The sequence below is a fragment of the Methanohalophilus halophilus genome (assembly GCF_001889405.1).
Classification (GTDB): Archaea; Halobacteriota; Methanosarcinia; order Methanosarcinales; family Methanosarcinaceae; genus Methanohalophilus; species Methanohalophilus halophilus.
In genome coordinates, this window is record NZ_CP017921.1 from 466,082 (window position 1) to 484,566 (window position 18,485).

19 protein-coding genes are annotated in these 18,485 nt (G+C 44.5%); 7 read left to right on the forward strand and 12 right to left on the reverse strand.

Going from position 1 to position 18,485, the window contains the following annotated elements; genetic code table 11:
• Nucleotides 1-40: 40 nt before the first annotated feature.
• Genes BHR79_RS02395 through BHR79_RS02410 form a run of 4 tightly spaced genes read right to left on the reverse strand, consistent with a single transcriptional unit; the run spans nt 41 to nt 5,274 of the window.
• Nucleotides 41-1,672 (reverse strand): tRNA uridine(34) 5-carboxymethylaminomethyl modification radical SAM/GNAT enzyme Elp3, encoded by a 1,632-nt coding sequence (locus BHR79_RS02395; protein WP_072560821.1) that lies wholly within the window; start codon nt 1,670-1,672, stop codon nt 41-43.
• Nucleotides 1,665-2,696, reverse strand: coding sequence for an AAA family ATPase (locus BHR79_RS02400; protein WP_072560822.1), 1,032 nt, complete (start codon nt 2,694-2,696; stop codon nt 1,665-1,667). The genes BHR79_RS02395 and BHR79_RS02400 overlap by 8 nt, the downstream gene beginning before the upstream one ends.
• Nucleotides 2,693-4,381, reverse strand: coding sequence for a preprotein translocase subunit SecD (locus tag BHR79_RS02405; RefSeq protein ID WP_072562262.1), 1,689 nt, complete (start codon nt 4,379-4,381; stop codon nt 2,693-2,695). The genes BHR79_RS02400 and BHR79_RS02405 overlap by 4 nt, the downstream gene beginning before the upstream one ends.
• Nucleotides 4,378-5,274, reverse strand: coding sequence for a protein translocase subunit SecF (locus tag BHR79_RS02410; RefSeq protein ID WP_072560823.1), 897 nt, complete (start codon nt 5,272-5,274; stop codon nt 4,378-4,380). The genes BHR79_RS02405 and BHR79_RS02410 overlap by 4 nt, the downstream gene beginning before the upstream one ends.
• A 299-nt stretch (nt 5,275-5,573) precedes the next feature.
• On the opposite strand from BHR79_RS02410, the gene BHR79_RS02415 reads away from it, so the two are divergent.
• On the forward strand, nt 5,574-6,044 hold the full coding sequence (locus BHR79_RS02415; RefSeq protein WP_072560824.1) for a deoxycytidylate deaminase: 471 nt from the start codon (nt 5,574-5,576) through the stop codon (nt 6,042-6,044).
• Here BHR79_RS02415 and BHR79_RS02420 read toward each other — a convergent pair.
• The 3 genes from BHR79_RS02420 to BHR79_RS02430 all read right to left on the reverse strand — a co-directional run bounded on the left by BHR79_RS02420 (nt 6,021) and on the right by BHR79_RS02430 (nt 8,693).
• Nucleotides 6,021-6,782, reverse strand: coding sequence for a coenzyme F420-0:L-glutamate ligase (locus tag BHR79_RS02420; RefSeq protein ID WP_072560825.1), 762 nt, complete (start codon nt 6,780-6,782; stop codon nt 6,021-6,023). The two genes, BHR79_RS02415 and BHR79_RS02420, sit on opposite strands and share 24 nt — an antisense overlap.
• 181 nt (nt 6,783-6,963) lie before the next feature.
• On the reverse strand, nt 6,964-7,428 hold the full coding sequence (locus BHR79_RS02425; RefSeq protein WP_072560826.1) for an Hsp20/alpha crystallin family protein: 465 nt from the start codon (nt 7,426-7,428) through the stop codon (nt 6,964-6,966).
• Nucleotides 7,429-7,508: 80 nt separating this feature from the next.
• Nucleotides 7,509-8,693 carry a cofactor-independent phosphoglycerate mutase gene (locus BHR79_RS02430; protein WP_072560828.1) on the reverse strand — a complete coding sequence of 395 codons (1,185 nt, stop codon included), beginning with the start codon at nt 8,691-8,693 and terminating at the stop codon, nt 7,509-7,511.
• Nucleotides 8,694-8,778: 85 nt separating this feature from the next.
• Between BHR79_RS02430 and BHR79_RS02435 the strand changes: the two genes are divergently transcribed.
• The 4 genes from BHR79_RS02435 (at nt 8,779) to BHR79_RS02450 (ending at nt 12,714) form a co-directional block, all read left to right on the forward strand.
• Nucleotides 8,779-9,951, forward strand: coding sequence for an S-layer protein domain-containing protein (locus BHR79_RS02435; RefSeq protein WP_072560830.1), 1,173 nt, complete (start codon nt 8,779-8,781; stop codon nt 9,949-9,951).
• 81 nt (nt 9,952-10,032) lie between these two features.
• The gene (locus BHR79_RS02440) at nt 10,033-11,415 is read left to right on the forward strand and encodes an aspartate kinase (RefSeq protein WP_234970372.1); all 1,383 of its coding nucleotides are present in this window, start codon (nt 10,033-10,035) and stop codon (nt 11,413-11,415) included.
• Between the two features lie 13 nt (nt 11,416-11,428).
• Nucleotides 11,429-12,427 carry a phosphoribosylformylglycinamidine cyclo-ligase gene (purM, locus tag BHR79_RS02445; RefSeq protein WP_072560834.1) on the forward strand — a complete coding sequence of 333 codons (999 nt, stop codon included), beginning with the start codon at nt 11,429-11,431 and terminating at the stop codon, nt 12,425-12,427.
• The gene (locus BHR79_RS02450; protein ID WP_083432997.1) at nt 12,424-12,714 is read left to right on the forward strand and encodes a DUF1894 domain-containing protein; all 291 of its coding nucleotides are present in this window, start codon (nt 12,424-12,426) and stop codon (nt 12,712-12,714) included. Before purM ends, BHR79_RS02450 begins: the two co-directional genes overlap by 4 nt.
• Here the strand turns inward: BHR79_RS02450 and BHR79_RS02455 are convergent, their stop codons facing one another.
• From BHR79_RS02455 to glnA, 3 genes are all read right to left on the reverse strand, one after another.
• Complete coding sequence (locus tag BHR79_RS02455; RefSeq protein WP_072560836.1) at nt 12,715-13,278, reverse strand: hypothetical protein; 564 nt, start codon at nt 13,276-13,278, stop codon at nt 12,715-12,717.
• A gap of 101 nt (nt 13,279-13,379) precedes the next feature.
• Nucleotides 13,380-15,317, reverse strand: a complete 1,938-nt coding sequence (locus BHR79_RS02460) for a type IV pilin N-terminal domain-containing protein (RefSeq protein ID WP_072560838.1) — start codon at nt 15,315-15,317, stop codon at nt 13,380-13,382.
• Nucleotides 15,318-15,361: 44 nt separating this feature from the next.
• Nucleotides 15,362-16,690 (reverse strand): type I glutamate--ammonia ligase, encoded by a 1,329-nt coding sequence (gene glnA / locus BHR79_RS02465; protein ID WP_072560840.1) that lies wholly within the window; start codon nt 16,688-16,690, stop codon nt 15,362-15,364.
• Nucleotides 16,691-16,980: 290 nt separating this feature from the next.
• On the opposite strand from glnA, the gene BHR79_RS02470 reads away from it, so the two are divergent.
• Both BHR79_RS02470 and BHR79_RS02475 read left to right on the forward strand, forming a co-directional pair.
• Complete coding sequence (locus BHR79_RS02470; RefSeq protein ID WP_240632159.1) at nt 16,981-17,403, forward strand: DUF2178 domain-containing protein; 423 nt, start codon at nt 16,981-16,983, stop codon at nt 17,401-17,403.
• Between the two features lie 17 nt (nt 17,404-17,420).
• Nucleotides 17,421-17,615 carry a helix-turn-helix transcriptional regulator gene (locus tag BHR79_RS02475; RefSeq protein WP_072560842.1) on the forward strand — a complete coding sequence of 65 codons (195 nt, stop codon included), beginning with the start codon at nt 17,421-17,423 and terminating at the stop codon, nt 17,613-17,615.
• Nucleotides 17,616-17,649: 34 nt separating this feature from the next.
• Here the strand turns inward: BHR79_RS02475 and BHR79_RS02480 are convergent, their stop codons facing one another.
• Together BHR79_RS02480 and BHR79_RS02485 are read right to left on the reverse strand one after the other, a co-directional pair.
• The gene (locus BHR79_RS02480; protein WP_072560844.1) at nt 17,650-17,859 is read right to left on the reverse strand and encodes a hypothetical protein; all 210 of its coding nucleotides are present in this window, start codon (nt 17,857-17,859) and stop codon (nt 17,650-17,652) included.
• 136 nt (nt 17,860-17,995) lie between these two features.
• Nucleotides 17,996-18,175 carry a hypothetical protein gene (locus tag BHR79_RS02485; RefSeq protein WP_072560846.1) on the reverse strand — a complete coding sequence of 60 codons (180 nt, stop codon included), beginning with the start codon at nt 18,173-18,175 and terminating at the stop codon, nt 17,996-17,998.
• Between the last annotated feature and the right edge of the window lie 310 nt (nt 18,176-18,485).

Genomic DNA, 18,485 nt, shown 5'->3' on the forward strand with positions numbered 1-18,485 from the left:
CCATAAAACTATAAAAAAGTACAGTATGCACAGAAAAGAGTTACAGATATTTTACCATATACGGACCTTCCAGTACATACCCCAGTTTCCGGTAATATTCACGCACTCCAATCCCACTGATAACACTGAGTTTTTCAAAACCGGCATCTTTTGCCATTTTCTCAGCCTCAGAAATCAACCTGAGACCATAACCCCTGTGCTGCCAGTCTTGATCCTTTGCAGATCCACCGACGACAACCATTGAACCATAAACATGTAATTCCCGTACAAGAGCCGAATTATCAAGTTCCGGTCGATGTGGATTGTGCGGAAACCTCAACCTCAAAAATCCAATCAAGATGTCCTGACTGACATCCTCAAAAGAGAGGAAATGTTCCTGCCCACCACAGGAAGAATAGGATTGCACCATAAATTCAATATCTTCTATTGAAGGTGGCCTTTCTTTCAGGATATTATGGCCAACTTCCCTGCAACGTATACACCTGCATTTGCCACCTTTTTGTATAAGTCGCTGGCCTGCAAGCTGGCGAATATTACTTTTTTTCACACCGGCCAATATCTGCTGTGCAGGAATATCCCGCTGGATACGTTGTAGCCGCACCCACTTGGGAAGTATTGCTTTTATGTCAGCAAGCAGTTCCACAGCTTCTTCATCATAGAGGGGAGCGTACTTGCCTGCCCTCCACATTTTTTCAAGCTCTGTACCTTCGGTTACAAGAGTGGGATAGATCTTCAGGAAATCCGGCATGAAACGCGAGTCACTGAACAGTTTCTTAAATGCCCGCAGGTCCCGCTCATTATCCGAACCCGGAAGACGGGGCATTATATGGAAGCCTACTTTCAGGGCACTATCGCGCAATACGCGGTTAGCCTCAGCGGTGTCGGCAACTGTATGGCCCCGACGCATCCTTGAAAGTACAAAATCGTATACACTTTGCACCCCAATTTCCACTTTTGTAGCACCAAAATCCAGAAGCCGGTCTACCTCCACAGGAGATGTCCAGTCAGGACGCGTCTCATATGTTATACCTATGTTGCGAACCGCAGAACTTTCATTGGCCTCCTGTACATCTTCAATAGGAATATAGCCGTAAACATTATGGACGCTATCACGCCATTGATGCCCCTTAAAATCATTCATTGCCTCAAGACAACGTTTGGTGAACCATTCCTGGTAATCCATATTACGGGAGGTGAACGTACCCCCCATGACTATAAGTTCTGCCTTATCGACTTCGTGCCCGATTTCCTGCAACTGTTTCAGACGTGCGTGCACTATCCTGTAGGGGTCATACTCATACTGTATGCCCCTCATGGCAGCAGGTTCCCTTCCCATATAACTCTGGGGAGATTCAAAAGAAGATGCAGGCCCGCCGGGGCAGGGCACACAGATACCGTGAGGACAGGGTGCGGGAGATGTCATAACCGCAATAACAGCCACCCCGGATATCGTTCTTACAGGCTTACGCCGCAGTAGGCTGCGCACAAATTCCTTTTCACCTTCAGAGGCAGCGGCTATCACATCGGAATTACGAGGCAGGGTTGACAGACCATATTGCCTGCTAATGTTCAGCTTTTTCCTGTTGAACTGCACCTTATCCAATGTGGAATCTTCAAGAACCAGCTCAACAAGTTTCCTGCAAGCTTTAGCAAAATCACCCTCATCAGACATTGGCCATCTCCGTGACCAATCGTTCAAGATGTATCCTGTCGTTAGCAGAATTCCTGACATTCAGGTCAGCATCTGCAATCTTCAACAGGATCTGGGCAAGGATTGCGGGAGATTCACCGGTATCACTCACAACCCGATACAAATGCCTGACAATTTCCACTCCGGACATACCTTCTTCAATAAGCATTTTATCAATCGCTTTACGTGCCAGGGGGAAATCCGCAGCTGAGATAGCTTCCTGAAGGGAAGAAATGCCCTCGGGGACATCTTCCATTACTACTTCAAAGATTATGTCTGCAGATAGTTTTTCGCCGGCGTATTGGAGAGCTGCAGACTGGAGAAGCCGCAGGGCACAATCCACATTGCCCTTACAATGACGTGCAAGACCTCCAAGGGCTTCTCGGTCATAAGCAAGACCCTCACTACCAGCAACATCACCAAGGAAACCTACTAGTTCTTCATCCGACACGTAGGTGAAAAATAATTGCAATCCACGGGAGCGCAGGGGAGAAATGAGTCTTGAGGGCTGAGTTGTGGAAAAAATGAACCTGCAGGTGCGACTGTAGCGTTCCATGATCCGGCGCAAAGCATGCTGGGCGCTTTCGTTGAGGGATTCCGCACTATCGACAAATATAATCTTATAATCCGCATCGATTGAACCCATACTGGCATATTCATTTACCAGGTCCTTAAATATCGAAATAACACTTGACCTGATCTTTTTGGGATCATCCGTCCCCAGAAAACGCACAAAACGTTTGTCCCTTACAAGATAACGTTTACCCTGATCGAAAAAATCTGAGGCATTGAAATAGGTGAAGTTGTGCTCAAAATTATCACCATAGATGCCTCTTGCAAGGGCAAATACAGCAGAGGCCTTCCCACTTCCTGCAGGACCGTGGACTACAAGATGAGGCAATTTCCCGGAAGAAGCCAGATGTTGCATTACCGATATTGCCTTTTCATTTCCTACAAAATCATCCAGATCCTGTGGCCTGTATTTCAATGTCCAGAGATCTTTCATTGCACCTCTCCGTCTTCCTGAAGTACTTCTTTTATCACCTTACCGTATACCGGACGGGCAATAAGTACACCGATCAATACACCGACAATGGTGGTTATGGCGAAACCCTTCAGGGCCCCAAAGCCCATGACAACCAGAGGCGACATTGCAATAATAGTGGTTGCAGCGGCTGCAAAGATTATGCTGAAAGCCCGGGTAATCCTCGAAAGGTAAACCTTTGTCGGGGGTAATTTACCCTCATAGAGCACCTCGTCGGTAATTATCACAAGGTGATCGATACCCGTACCTATCACTGCTATTATACCGGCAATGCTTGGAAGATCAAGTTGCCATCCCACAGCTGCAGCAAACCCGAGGATCATGAGTACTTCACTAACAGAAGTGGCCACCATAGGCACAAGAATCTGTTTTTTACCATAACGACGGTAGACTACACCGGCAACTGCAAGCATAGAAAGTAATCCTGCAATAATCGCCTGCAGTTTAAACTGATCTCCCAGGGAGGCATCGACCTGTCCGGAGCCTACGAGCTCCACATTGACCGGCAGGGCTCCTGCACGCAGGTGAATTTGGAGTTGCTCGGCCTGTGTCTTGCTATCTTCATCAACACCAGTGGATGCCTGCCAGGAAGCAATTGGAGTAGTACGTAGAGAGGAAGCAGCTGATGGGCTGAGAGGTGCACCATACACTTCTTCGTCATCCAGATACATATAAAGCCAATGGGAGTTAGGATCATTCACTGCGCCTGTTTCTATCGCTACCTGCTGCAGGGCCACTGCACCTTCCCTGCTAAGTGTGAATGGAGTATACCACTGACCGTCTTGTTGAGAAGGAATACCCACACTGGATATGGAATCACCATAAAGTACATGCCTTGTATTATTACCCTCAACCTGCATTCTTATTTCAAATTTACCTGGCTGCTGTGCAATTTCTTTAGCAGTTGTCAGGTCCACACCTGCAAAATCGATCAGTATGTAGTCATCGCCAACAGTGCGCACTGGTATGTCTCTCAGACCCAGGGCATTGAATTTTTCACTGAGTATATCCACCGTAAGATCTCTTGTCTCTGTACGTACACCCTGCCGGTAGATTTTATTACCGTTTTCATCAGTAAGCAGGAAACCATTGACATCTTCAAGCAAACTTTCAACCGTTTCCTGGTCTGCTTTGGTTCTTATTTCATACTCAATCCCATCAGGAGTCGCATAAGGTACCACTTCAGAACCAAATTCCTCAGAAAGATAGGTGGATATTAATTGCTGTTTGGTTGTGTAAATTGTAATTTCATAGGTGTCACCTCTCTGCGTTATAGACGAATCACTAAATCCCAGTAAGTTCAGGTATGATTGAGTGATTTCCCCTTCTGTTTCTAATGCAATAGATAACCTAGATCGATCCGAAGTTTGCACTACATTTTTGACTGTTACAGGAGAACCTATAGCTTTTTCGATAATTGCACTGGCTGTCAGGCCTTCATCCACATCTGCCTGAATAACAGCTCCCTGCAGGCTTACCTGAAGCCAGGAGCCGCCTTCCAGATCAAGACCGTAATTAAGATTGGAGTTAAAACCATCATCAGATGAGTACCATGGCTGGATTGCAACAAGCGAAATCAAAATTGCAAGGATAAAGATGCGTATTCTCCAATCACTTAAGAGACCTTTTGGCTTTTCTTCACTCATGACTTCACCACCTTTGGGTTTCTCTTTGAATACCACCGTATAATACCTGTGTTTAGAAGCCAGGTGTTTATGATATCGGCAAGCAGACCGAATATCAATACAATCGAAATGTCAGAAAGGAGAGTCATTTGCGATAATGAGGGAATCAATACATAGGAATAAGTCGAAACCATATACATTGCAACAACCGCAGCAAGGGTTGTGGAAGTCATTGTAAGTCCAGTATGCATGGCGAGAGATATTTTTTCATTTGCAGAACCACGGCGTTTAAACATACGTGTCGTGAGTAAAACATCACTATCCACAGAATAACCAATTATCATCAAAAGTGCTGCCACTGTTCCCAGGGAAAGTTCAACTCCTGCAAGGGTCATCAATGCAGCTGCTATACAAATGTCAGATATTGAAGATATAACCACTGCTAAAGAAGGTATAAAATTGCGAAAGACCAAAAAAATCACTACTGACATACCAAGTAGTGAAAGGAGTAAAGCCTGAAGAGCTTGTAACTGCAAATCTTCCCCGTAGATAGCTCCGACCTGCTGGATTTCTACAGAGGAATACGCAGAAATTATGTCTTTTTCAACTTCCAATTGAAGATTCTTTTCCATAGGTCCAAATTGAAGAACTGCTCTATCACCGGTTTTGCGGATATCTACAAGAGGATAGTCCATGTAATTTGACTCCAGTTCCCCAGTGCTTTCATCAGTCTGGAAGGAGATCATTGTTCCACCCTTAAACTCCATACCCAAGTTTACAGGAGTCCCCGACGTGGAATAAGTAAAACCCATAATGAGTAAAGCAATCACAAATATTGCAATTGGTATTGCCACAATTTGCCTGTCAGTATGGCTTTTTATGAAATTGTCAAATTTACCAATAATTAATGACATGATTTTTATGCTCCAATGATGTGAAATTAAATGCCGTTGTGAATGTGAGCTTGCATCAATGCATACTATAATATTATATAAACTGTTTTCTTGCAAACGTGTTTTTATAGATAAAGCGCAATTTTTCAGAATCTTTAACACAGGAGAGGTATACAGTTGTGAACTACCCTCTAAATAAAAACCATCTGGAGTCCTGCTTCAATTATGAGGGAGAAAGATCCCTCGTACATATAATAAAAATGTTTTTTCACACGTATAATTGGTAATTAATATATATCCCCCTAACCAACTTTACAGGTATGCCATATAGACCATCCGTTGACGAATATTTTCTTGAAATAGCCACCGTTATAGCCAAAAGATCCACATGTCTTCGCAACCGGGTGGGAGCGGTTATCGTACGGGATAAACAGATCCTTTCCACCGGTTACAACGGAGCCCCGAGTAATATGGAACACTGTCTGGATATCGGATGTATCCGGCAAAAAAACAATATCGAATCAGGCACACGTCATGAGAAATGCCGGGCAGTGCATGCCGAACAGAATGCCATTATACAGGCAGCATTGCATGGAGCTGGAATCGAAGGGGCAACTCTCTACTGTACACACCAACCCTGCATCCTGTGTACCAAAATGATAATCAATTCCCGAATAAACCGGGTGGTTTACCTGACATCATATCCGGATACTGATGCTCTGGATTTCTTTAATGATGCGGGAGTGGAGATAATAAATCTGCCAGTATCAAGACTTCTTGGAAATGCGTAAAGCTTTCTTAATGAGATCCATATTGTCCGGCCGGTACAACTGGCGTGCAGATGTTTTTTCCTCGGTAAACAGGGGTATACCCCGTACAACAACTACCGGATTACCTCCACTACCCTCTCCCATCAGCAGGTTTGCAGCCGCTGCCACTTCATCGGCAACCGCTTCCTCACTGATCTGCATTTCATAGCCGAAAAGATCCTTCGTACCCTTCCAGTGATAAATGGGAGCAGCATGGTACAACCCTATTGCAACACCTGTCTGACCCAGTCTGAAAGCCCTGCCATTGGTATCAGTTACCACAACAGCAATCCTGCAACCTGTAATCTCTTCAACACTCTCACCTATACTTCTGGCACTGGCATCCCCGTCCCGGGGAAGATCGGCAAGTAAATCGTTCTCGACATTGGAATCATCCACTCCCGCATTGATGCATACATGTGCCCTGTCGGATTGAACAAGCATCACAGGAGATTCAACAAAACACTCGCTGCACCTGTCAAGTACCGCCTGTACAAGCCGTGGATCCTTATCATCCTTTCTGCCAATCGCAATTGCCTGGGCAGAGGGGTTAATATTGTCAAGGGAAAACAGTTCATTTTCGGCTTTTGCAATGATGGTAGAAGCAATAACCAGCACATCACCATCTTCCAGCACGGCATGCTCACATATAATGGCCGCAATATCGTCACCGGGTTTTATCAGAGGTATATCATCAACAGTAAAGGCTTCCATCTTCACCTTTTTTCAACTCCACAGGAAAATACAGCAGCTCATAAATAATACTAGCCCTATATATTAACCTGCGGCGATGATGAGAGTTACCCCCACCGAGCAAAGTATGAGGACAAAACTTAACTGATGCCGCAAAAAATGAAACCTCCCTGCAAACTGCAGAGAGGTAATATCACATTTAATTAACTTATTCGATTGAGATCTTCGGTTTTTCAGCTTCTTTGGTTTTTGGTAATGTGACTGTCAGCACCCCTTCCTCAAGTTTGGCCGTGGCGCCTTCCTCAGTCACAGAAGCCGGCAAAGAAACCGCCCTGGAGAAACTTGAATACCTGCGCTCTTTCTGGAAGTAACCTTCTTCCTCTTTCTCTTCTTCCTTTTTACATTCTGCACTGATCTCAATCATGCCCTCGGATACACGGATGTCCACATCCTCCTTATTGACACCTGGCAGATCTGTGGTAACCACTACTGAATCATCCTTCTCCTGGACATCCACAAGAGGAGCCATCGTTTCGCCACCCTTCCATTGCACCGAAGGTAAGAATTCCCTGAAAAGGTCGTTTAGGTAATCCTGTGTCTGTTTGATCTCATCGAATGGATCCCATCTACTTACTGAAGGTGAATTTCCCCTGCGTATTAATCCTCTTTTCATATTATACCACTCCTGTTATTCCTGTTGTGGAAATAACAGGACATCATTATGTGATTACATCTTTAAGTGCTTTTCGAAACTCAAAGGGAAAGCAGGGTATGTATCAGTTCGCAACCTTTGACAGTTGAAAGTATACCATCTGTTGCTGCATCTTCTGAGTAAGTTTTGACGATATCGGCATCCTGATTGAAAGAGGGATAGATCACAAAGGGTACAGGATCTGGAGTATGGGTTCTTACTGCAATTGGTGTAGGGTGGTCGGGAAGGACAAGTACGTTACACTCTTCTGGCAGTTTTTCTATTCCTTTAAGAATGGTACCCACAACTTTGGAATCAAAATCCTCTACTGCCTGTATCTTGGCTTCCAAACTACCCATATGTCCGGCTTCATCGGGAGCTTCCACATGAACAAAAACAATGTCATGATCTTTCAGAGATTCAAGGGCATATTCTGCCTTGCCTATATAATTTGTATCAAGATATCCTGTAGCTCCGGGAACTTCAATTACATCCATTCCTTCACAGATGCCCAGGCCCTTGATAAGGTCCACTGCAGATATTACAGCTGCTTTTAATCCGTACATTTCTTCAAAAGAAGGCATCGAAGGAGCATAACCCTGACCCCAGAACCATATGGAATTGGCAGGCCTCTTACCTTCTTCAATGCGTTTTTTATTAACAGGATGCTCGGAAAGAATATCCCAGGATGCCCTAATCAATTCTTCCAGTTTTTCTGCAGAATCACCCCGCGGCATGTGATCTGAAGCCGGGTCCTCAACCACATCGTGAGGAGGGGTACAGACAGCATCCGCACCAAATTGGGCAACCATAAGATGGCGATAACTGATCCCCGGATAAAAATGGACGTCCCCACCCAGTTCATCCTCAATCGCCTGCATGAGTTGACTTGCTTCTTCGGTGGAAATATGACCGGCACTGTGATCCAGTATATTGCCATTTTCAATTGTTATCAGGTTACAACGGAAAGCAACATCATTTTTATTCAGCTCAATCCCCATACTTGCCGCCTCTAAGGGAGCACGTCCCGAATAATATTTGGCAGGGTCATAACCCAGAATGGACATATTAGCCACATCGCTGCCTGCGGGCATTCCATCCGGAACATTGGTAGCCAGACCATTTATTCCCTCCAGCGCCATACGGTCCATGTGGGGAATATCCGCAGCTTCTAATACAGTTTTGTCTCCCAACTCCCTAATAGGATAATCTGCCATTCCGTCACCAATTAATACAATATGTTTCATACAAACACCTGCCATCTTTTTAAATACAAAACTGTCAATTATTCATAAGACAATCAAAAATATAAGCATACGAGGGTGAGGACTAATGAAATATATACGTTTTGCAATTGCCGTCATTTGTGTATTCACATTCTTCTGTGGTTTTGCCAGTGCTGCAGAAGAAATGGAGGAACAAATCCAGCATGCTGAAACCATAGTTTCAATCGGAGATGAAATCGAATTGGAGCAGGGATACACAGCTGACATTGTCGATGTGAACATTGACAATGGGGAACTCTGGCTCAAGCTCTACCTGGACGGGGAAAAGGTCGAGGAGGGTTTTGTCAAAAAGAATAATCCGTTCAGGTACGTGAGGACCATAGAGGAAGAAGACGATGAAGAAACTGACTACCTGATATTCAATTTCAGCCTGCAGGGCACCAAAAAAGGAAATGGGGAAACATCCTCTGAAATCCTGATTAAACAATATCGTGACCCGGAGATTGACCTGGATAAATACTTGGTGTTGGATAAAACCGTCTCCTTAGATATCGGGTCGGAAGTGGACCTCAAAGAAGATTACACCATTGAAGCTTCCGAACTTGACGAAAATACGGTTACTATTACACTCAGGAAAAACGGGAATGTCGTAAAAGAAGAGGAATATATGGAGGAAGGGGATGTTTTTGTTTATACCCGTACAAAAGGCGACCGGATAATGACAATTTTTATGGGAAAAGTCGGAAGCATATTTGAAGGTGAAGATACAGATGTTGTATTTCTGGAAAACGTGGTCCAGAGAACTGATACAGACATAGGGGAAGGAATACAAATCGAGATCGATGTTCCAGCAGAGAATCCAGAGAACGAAAAAATAATCATACACTACACGTTAAATGATGATGCAGACACTGTGGAAGTGTATATGGAAGGAGACCTCATTGACACAAGACAGAACCTGGATGAAGGTACCTATCCTGCAATCATAGAAGAATTATCCAACGGTGAATACAACATAGAAGTAAAGGCAATTACTTCCGACGGATCAGTAGTCACTGAATCTGCAATATTAAAAGTGGGGGAAAGGCTGGGAGAAAGGGAGGATGGAGAGCAGGGTGAAGATATTATTGAAAAGGCACAGAATATAACCTCTGCTGCTGAGAATGCTGCCAATAAGATCAATGAAACTGCCAATGTACTGGAAAAAGTTCCCGCACCGGGTGCATTTTTTGTTATATTCATACTACTGGGAGCATGGATGTGGTGCAGGAGGAGGTGACAATATTTATATGCGCCTCTTCCCTATAACAGCCAGAATTCACAAATCATCCAATAACGTGATACTAATATGAGATATGTAATGAAATTCGGCGGGACATCCATTGAAAATGGAGAAAAAATCCGCCATGTAGCAGAATTACTGAAAGACTACAGGGTTCAGGGCCACGAAATTGTGGCAGTGACCTCGGCCCTTGGTGGAGTCACCGACGGGCTGATGGAAATAGGTATTGATGCGTCCCATAAAGGCAAGGTTTCCCGGGTAAAGGAATTTATGGCAGACCTTGCCAAAAAACACTACGATGCAATTGAGATTGCCATTGATGATGCCAGGATTGCCGATGAAACAATCCGCACGATCGATGCTCTTATCGATGAACTCGAAAAAGCACTCATCGGCATCTGCTATTTGGGAGAACTCTCCCCGCGTTCCATAGATTACATATCCTCCTATGGGGAAAGACTTGCAGCTCCTGTTGTTAGCGGAGCTGTGCAAAGTCAGGGAATTAATTCCAGTTCATTTACCGGTGGGGAGGCCGGCATTGTAACCAACAGTGAATTTGGTTGTGCCAGACCCTTCGAAAAAACCTATGAAAATGTTGGCAATATCCTAAAAAGAGTCGTTGCGACACATGTTCCTATAGTTACCGGTTTTATCGCAGAGAATGAAGAAGGAATCATTACGACCCTGGGACGCAGTGGGTCAGATTTCACTGCTTCGATCATAGGAGCTGCTATAGAGGCTGACGAGATCTGGTTATGGAAAGAGGTTCACGGCATAATGACCAGTGACCCCCGAATTGTCCCGGATGCACGTCCGATACCCCAGATATCCTATATTGAAGCAATGGAACTGTCCTATTTCGGTGCAAAGGTACTCCATCCCCGTACAATTGAACCTGCGATCAAACATGGAATACCCGTGCGGGTGAAAAATACATTTGACCCTGAATTTGAAGGAACATTGATTGTTTCAGACCAGCGACTTCGCAAGGATGTAGTAAAAGCCGTGACCCTGATACGGTCGGTAGCCGCAATAAACATCTCCGGGGCCGGTATGGTAGGTGCGATCGGTACAGCCGCCAGGGTATTTTCCACACTTGCCAATGCAGGGGTGAACATTATAATGATAAGTCAGAGTTCCTCGGAAGCAAACATGTCGTTCGTTGTGGATGAGGCTCATCTGGAAGATGCTGTAGCTGCCCTGAAATCCGAGATGAACCGGGATGTAATAGGAGAGGTGGCCTGCGACAGGAATATCTGTGTGGTAGCGGTTGTAGGTGCCGGTATGGATGGTATCCCCGGTGTGGCAGGCAGGGTATTCAGCACACTGGGCAAGGAAAAAATAAATGTTATCATGATCAGTCAGGGATCTTCCCAGCACAACATTTCATTCGTTGTCAGCTCCGATGAAGCCGAAGAGGCAGTACGCCTGTTAAACCATGAATTTGAACTTGGAAATTAAACAGAGGGATTAAATGGACAAAAAACTTACCTACGCCGATTCAGGAGTTGACATTCATCAGGAAGAGTCCACCATAGGCAATCTCACAGGAGGTATGACTTATAGCAGGGAGGGATTGGGTGCTCCCATGACAAGCATCGGGCATTACGCAGGCCTGATGGATTTCGGGGATTTTGCGCTTGCAATGGCCACCGATGGCGTGGGCTCCAAGGTGCTGATTGCAAATGAGATGAAAAAATGGGACACCGTGGGGATTGACTGTATTGCCATGAATGTCAATGACCTGATCGCCATTGGTGCCGAACCTGTCAGTTTTGTGGATTACCTGGCAATCGAGAAACACTCTGATGAATTCGCACGCCAGATAGGCAAGGGGCTTGCAAAGGGAGCCGAGATCTCCCGAATGTCCATTTTGGGCGGAGAGACCGCAACCCTTCCCGAAATAATAAAAGGGTTCGACCTTGCAGGCACATGCCTGGGGAAGGTGGACAAGGATGCGATCATTACGGGAGAGGAGGTCGCAGAAGGCGACGTGCTTGTAGGTGTACCCAGCAGCGGAGTCCACAGCAATGGATATACCCTTGTGAGAAAGATTATCGAGAATTCCAAATATTCCTATCATGACCCTCTGCCCTATGACAGCTCCCGCACCATCGGCGAGGAACTGCTGACCCCCACACGTATCTACATGGAAGTGCTCGATGCAATCCGTAAGTGCGAGGTACACGGCCTGGCACATATTACCGGCAGCGGCCTGCTGAAGTTGCGCAGGGTAAGCGAACTTGGATTTGATTTCACCGACCCTATCGAGCCCCCAGAGATTTTCCGTTTCCTGCAGAAGCAAGGCAATGTAGAGGAACTGGAAATGTATCGCACCTTCAATATGGGAATGGGATTTTTGCTTATTGTCCCGCCACATGAGGCTAAAAAGGTTGCAGAGATAGTCGACGGGAAAATTGTGGGCAGGATTACGGAAAAAGATATCCGTGTAAAAGACATAATTATTGAATGATCAACATGGCATGTATCAGTGACCTTCCCTATGAGATCCTGCTAAAGGGCGCATCCGTCAAAAAAAGTGAGGAGTTTATTCGCGAAAACTGTGATGAGGTCTACCACGTCCCTGGTGGCTACAGTCTGGCCGGAGTGATGCTTAAAGGCGGCAAGACCATACCCATAGGCGTCAAGGGCAATTCCATTTATTTCCAGTACGTCAAACCCTGCAAGGGACTGTTCGTACTTAAACTGGATGATGCAGAGGAAGAAATTGAAAAATTGAGGCAGGGAAACTACCAGTAATTACAACCTGGTACTCTTGCCTTTATCCACAGCACACCCCAGGAAATCCGCAGAAGGGAATTCATGGACCGTCGTGGCAATGACCAAGCCCTCACCAAACTCTTTTTTCACCATCACAGCCCGACCCTGATCATCTTTCAGGAGCACTTCTCCATCGGTACTTGAAAAGTAACCATCACATTCCACCGGCTCCTGCGGCTCTGCTACGATACAGGGCATCCCCTCATCCACAACCTCCAGCAGGGATTGCATGTGCTCTTCCACATAGGACAGTTTAAAGGGCAGCCAGTCATACTCATACTCCGCCACACAGGCCCCGAATACCACTAGCACACCGCCCCTTTTCACAAAATTGGCTATCTTGCGTCCCTTATTCTCAATACCTTTCGCCACCTTCGTATAGGCCGGATTTGCAAAACCCGTGGGCACCATCAGGCACTTTGATGAAGGCAAAAAAGGTGTACCCAGCGAGTTGCCGTCCACCCGCAGGCATTCGTAGCCATGTTCCTTGAACAGCTTTTCAAAAAGGATGGGAGTATCCCAGAGCAACATTACGTCGGTCATGATTGAGGATTCTCAATCAGATATTATAATTGTGGCGGGTGCTTGGAAAAGGCGAAAAACTGAACATGTAAGAGTAACGATTCGTCAACCCGTAAAGTTGTTCAGATGTCGTCTATTGTGACGGTCACCTGACGGCCATCTGTCATTCCAAATGTCACGTATATGGTATCACCAGATACCCAAACTTCATTGCCTCCATTATTAACAAAATCACGAAGTACGACATTCACATCACTCGATGCATCAACCTGAGCGTTGATGTCCAACGAAGCCACATCTCCCAGCTGGAACTGACCATTCCTGTAACCTAAGGTAGTACCACCATATATCAAGACTTCGCTGGCCCAGCCCGAATTGTCGATGCGCCTCGCCGCACTGTCGGTCGTTGTCACCGAAATATTCTGAATCGTAACAGGAGAATCTTCGTTATTCGAGATTTCGAACTCTAAACTACCCTTTCCATAAAAGGCATCTGGTAGCCCTGATCCCTGAATATAGCTTATTGCAGGAACATCGAGGTCATTAACGGTCACTTCCACCACATCGGAAGCCTTAACCCCATCATCATTGGTCACCGTTAAAGTCACTTCAACCACCTGATCTCCATCGACATCTGCACCGGAGGCATCAAAGGTCGCTGTTGGGTCCGTATTGTCCGCATCTGTAATACTTACAGAGGCACCACCTGGATTGTCCGTTATAGTCCACTCATAAGTCACTATATTGCCGCCTGGGTCGGAACTTCCACTGCCATCGAGCATTCCAGTAGTGCCTTCATCAATAGTAAAGTCACCGCCGGCGTCTGCCTGAGGAGGTCCAGAAGGTTTAATAGTAAAATTATAAGAAGAACCGTCTGCCATTATTAATGTAATATCAACTGATTCACCTGCAATGTCTATAGGGGCCCCTGAACTTGTTCCTCCTCCACTGCCATCAGTAAACTGGTAGAGTGAAAAGGTTGCATTCGAATTTGCAGCAAGTACAGGTTCATCATTTGCATTATTTGCTTCACTCAAATCAAAAGTATAGGGAAGGGTTTCACCATACCCAAAATCGGTAGTATATCCAAAACCATCACTCTCAACATAGAATTCACTCTCCCACTGACCTATACCCCCTTCGGGATCATTAAGACCTCCAACAGTTGCATTCTCAGGAGTGATATTTATAGAAACTACTGTTAGATCCTCATCACCATAATTCCTAACATTGAACTGGACACCCGATGGAGTTCCATCACTATCAATATCAAGTGCAATTGCATCATTTAGATAGACCAAAGGACCAATAACTACAACTGTTTCCGAAGTTGTTGCAGTCTCTCCATCATCATCGGCCACCCTGAGTTTAACATCATAAGAACCCGGAGTGGAATATGAATGAGTTGCAGTGACACCTGTTGCATCATACGACCCATCATTTGTCCAGTCCCACTCATAACTAGTAATGGAACCATCCGGATCATAAGAGGCACTTGCATCGAATGTAATAGATTGTCCCATTGGCGTAAGTGAAGGAGAATAGGAAAAACTTGCTACTGGTGGTTGGTTCTGTGGACCACTACCGCCATTACCACTGTCACCACTATCCCCAATTGAACCATAGGCATCATAGATTACCAGACTGGAAGCGGTATGTACCAATTTAGAAGGAACATTATCTTCGTCGATATCGTAATTGAACTGTGAAGAAGTATTAATCTCTATTACATCCCCCAAAGCCCATTCATCCGAATCGTAATTCGCCCGGATCTGCCCGGAGGTGAAGGTCTCATAGGAGCCATTGACATAGACCAAAATTTCAAGGTCTTCTACCTCAACTGTTTCCCCTCCGCTGTGACGGAAATAGAGAGTGTCGGTTTCGTTATCGACCCAGTGGTCAATATCCACCCTGACATTATCGGGCTCGTCAAGAGAAGATAAAACAAAAGCAGCGGCTGCCGCTATTGCAAGTACGATGATGCCGGTCAGCAGTATTTCACTGAAAACCTCAATGACCGCATCATCTTTTCTGGCAAAATCGCGGAGCCGTTTTATCATGATATGCTTTATGATATCATGAATATATTAATTTATCTTATATATTATACTGCATTGAGATACCGGTTGGTTTCCCAGTCATGCACCTGTAATTTGTAGGCATCCCATTCGGCATAGGCAATCCGCAGCAGGTTATCATGCACATGTGCACCCAATGCATCCCTGAGGAAATCGTCCTTTGCCAGATGATTGGCTGCATCCAGCAGGGTTGGGGGCAAGGTTTCAATGTTCCTGTCAGCAAGACCCTTGGGAGTGAGATCATAAATATTCACATCGGTGCCTTCACCTGGATCGATCTGTTCCTTGATACCTTTCAAACCTGCAGCCAGGATTGCCGCAAAGGTCAGATAGGGATTACAGGACGGATCGGGACTTCTAAGTTCCACACGGGTACTCTGACCCCTGGCAGCAGGAATCCTGACAAGGGAACTGCGGTTTGGACCGGACCAGGTGATATACACCGGTGCTTCATAACCCGGCACCAGACGTTTATATGAATTGATCAATGGATTGGAAATTGCAGTGATACCTTTGATGTGTTCCAGGACCCCGCCAATGAAATGATAGGCCATTTGATCCACTTCTTCCTCATCCTGCGGATCATAGAAAGCATTCTTGCCATCTTTGGAAAGAGAAAGGTTGACATGCATTCCTGAACCGTTTTCAGAAGTAAGGGGTTTGGGCATGAAAGTGGCATGCAGACCGTTAAGTTTTGCTATCGTACGGGTAACATACCTGAAGGTTACCACGTTGTCAGCAGTCGAGAGAGCATCGTCATACTTGAAATCGATCTCATGCTGGCCGAAAGCGACTTCGTGGTGGGCGGCCTCGATATTGAAGCCCAGATCGATCAAACCGAGAACAATCTCCCTGCGTATATCCTCTGCAAGGTCTGCAGGTGCAAATTCAAAGTAGCGTCCGAAATCATGGGGTTTGGTGGTTGCCTTGCCGTTTTCGACCTGGAAAAGGAAAAATTCCAGTTCAGGACCCACATTGAAAGAAAATCCCATGTCATGGGCCTCCTTCAGAACCCTGCGCAGGACATACCTGGGATCTCCTTCAAAGGGAGAGCCATCCGGCTTGCAGATATCACAAACCATACGGGCTACAACTCCCTTTCCCTGATCCCAGGGGAGCAGGGCAAAAGACCTTACATCTGGTCTCAGTACCATATCGGATTCGTCTATTCTCACAAATCCTTCGATTGATGAACCGTCAAAGGAAATACCTGTTTCAAGGGCTTTTTTAACCTGCGTGACAGGAATTTCCACATCTTTGACTACTCCCTGAATATCGGTGAATTGTAGTCTGATGAATTTGACATTGTTGTTCTCTATCTCGTTGTATACGTCTTCCTTGCTCTTAATGTTCATTAAATCGCCTTAATAGCTTTGTACGAACTATATGAATGTGTTTTTTAGGATTAGTATTGTATATCATGTTTTTGGTAGGAAAAAGCGTCTAATCCTGATATAATCAGTTTTACTCTATATCGCCATCCTCAAAAATAAGAAATACAATCCCCATCAAACTGGTTATATTTAATGATAGTATTCCATAAAATTTTTTAGACATACAAGTGATTTACATATTGAAATGCTTGAACAATATACAATACATTATGTAGCAAAAACATGCCTTTATGAAAAGATATATATACATAATGTCAATTATAGTTTACATGGTGATTTACGTGCAAACCAAAGATATAGGCATGTTAGTTGTAGGGATTTTATTAACCCTGATTGGAGTAGCAATTTACATCCTAGAACCAGGATGGATCATAAATCCAAGCGGAACTGGTGGCGCATTCCTAGGTGCAGGTGTTGCACTTATTTTAATCAGTATCCGTAGCATTCGACTCCAGAAAAAAGGAACTGTAGTTGAAGATGAAAGAATATTTCATATAGCTGAGAAAGCCAGTCACAAAACATTGACGATTCTTATAATCCTCGAAGGTATATTGATGGCATTTCTTGGAGTTACAGCATTCGATGTCCAGGCATACCCGATTGTGTCCCTGTTGTTTGCTATAACAATGCTGTCCTATGCTGGATTTTACTACTGGTACAAAAGACAAATGTGATCCAGGATGGATATTGAATGAAGAACACACTAAAAGTCTGGAGAGCAAAGAAAGATATTACTCAGGAAGATCTGGCCAATGAAATGGAAGTGACAAGGCAAACTATCAATGCTATAGAACGTGGCAAATACGATCCAAGTATAAAATTGGCGTTCAAGATGGCACGATTCTTCGAATGTTCAATTGAAGATATTTTTCTCTATGAAAAATGATGTTAACGCCTAGGTTTACATCATATTCTTCCGATTATAATACACGTATCAAATTTGCCTGTCCCATTGGTGGATATCTTGCAGTCATCACGGGACCATAGAATACCTGTATTTCCATACCTTCTTCCAGATCATCGGGATCCAGGATCTTTCCGACATTGTCCTCAATCGTAGTATTAGTTGTTAGAGTATACCGTATTCCTTTATCATGTCCATCAGCACGGAGTTCATCACCTTCAAACATGATGGTGGCATGATCATCAGACTTTAGAAAGGATGATAGATTGGCTCTGTAGAAATTCTATACTAAGTTACACAAAAAATATATGATATAGACAGGAGGTATACAGCGCAGTATCTTCCACATCTAATGGAATCAATCATTTTACGACATCAGGAAACGTTTTTTCAAACCTTTCCCCATCCTCTTGCCAGGTTACTTTTACTTCAATCAGAGTTGCCCATTCGTCAATATCATTTTTGCTTATATTGGATGCATCAAACGTTGCATTGCCTTTGAAACCCCTCCAGGAATCAGTTCCTAAGTTTCCAATATGCATTTTATTTCCTTCAAGAGAAATCAATCTTGATGACACTTCAGGATGAAGTATAATTTCGCAGCTAACATTTTTTGCCGATATATCTCCATTATTTCCAACACTGGTTGTTCATTGGATTTGTTGGATATCGGTTCGATAATCATTAATGGCACCTACAGAATACCCAATATCTCCAGTAATTTCAGCCCCTTCTGTTTCGTCCTGTATACAGCCCGAGAGAAGAATTAAAGGTAGTGATATCAGAAATATAAATGATATTTTCAACTTATTATTTCCAGATAACTAAATACTTCTTTTATTTTGTGTATGA

Coding starts and splice junctions, on each gene's coding strand:
- purM (WP_072560834.1), top strand. CDS start 11,429: ATGGACAAAAAACTTACCTACGCCGATTCAGGAGTTGACATTCATCAG.
- BHR79_RS02470 (WP_240632159.1), top strand. CDS start 16,981: ATGTCAATTATAGTTTACATGGTGATTTACGTGCAAACCAAAGATATA.
- BHR79_RS02425 (WP_072560826.1), bottom strand. CDS start 7,428: ATGAAAAGAGGATTAATACGCAGGGGAAATTCACCTTCAGTAAGTAGA.
- BHR79_RS02480 (WP_072560844.1), bottom strand. CDS start 17,859: ATGTTTGAAGGTGATGAACTCCGTGCTGATGGACATGATAAAGGAATA.
- BHR79_RS02450 (WP_083432997.1), top strand. CDS start 12,424: ATGATCAACATGGCATGTATCAGTGACCTTCCCTATGAGATCCTGCTA.
- BHR79_RS02460 (WP_072560838.1), bottom strand. CDS start 15,317: ATGATAAAACGGCTCCGCGATTTTGCCAGAAAAGATGATGCGGTCATT.
- BHR79_RS02440 (WP_234970372.1), top strand. CDS start 10,033: ATGAAATTCGGCGGGACATCCATTGAAAATGGAGAAAAAATCCGCCAT.
- BHR79_RS02430 (WP_072560828.1), bottom strand. CDS start 8,693: ATGAAACATATTGTATTAATTGGTGACGGAATGGCAGATTATCCTATT.
- BHR79_RS02415 (WP_072560824.1), top strand. CDS start 5,574: ATGCCATATAGACCATCCGTTGACGAATATTTTCTTGAAATAGCCACC.
- BHR79_RS02485 (WP_072560846.1), bottom strand. CDS start 18,175: ATGCATATTGGAAACTTAGGAACTGATTCCTGGAGGGGTTTCAAAGGC.
- BHR79_RS02410 (WP_072560823.1), bottom strand. CDS start 5,274: ATGTCATTAATTATTGGTAAATTTGACAATTTCATAAAAAGCCATACT.
- BHR79_RS02405 (WP_072562262.1), bottom strand. CDS start 4,381: ATGAGTGAAGAAAAGCCAAAAGGTCTCTTAAGTGATTGGAGAATACGC.
- BHR79_RS02435 (WP_072560830.1), top strand. CDS start 8,779: ATGAAATATATACGTTTTGCAATTGCCGTCATTTGTGTATTCACATTC.
- glnA (WP_072560840.1), bottom strand. CDS start 16,690: ATGAACATTAAGAGCAAGGAAGACGTATACAACGAGATAGAGAACAAC.
- BHR79_RS02455 (WP_072560836.1), bottom strand. CDS start 13,278: ATGACCGACGTAATGTTGCTCTGGGATACTCCCATCCTTTTTGAAAAG.
- BHR79_RS02475 (WP_072560842.1), top strand. CDS start 17,421: ATGAAGAACACACTAAAAGTCTGGAGAGCAAAGAAAGATATTACTCAG.
- BHR79_RS02395 (WP_072560821.1), bottom strand. CDS start 1,672: ATGTCTGATGAGGGTGATTTTGCTAAAGCTTGCAGGAAACTTGTTGAG.
- BHR79_RS02400 (WP_072560822.1), bottom strand. CDS start 2,696: ATGAAAGATCTCTGGACATTGAAATACAGGCCACAGGATCTGGATGAT.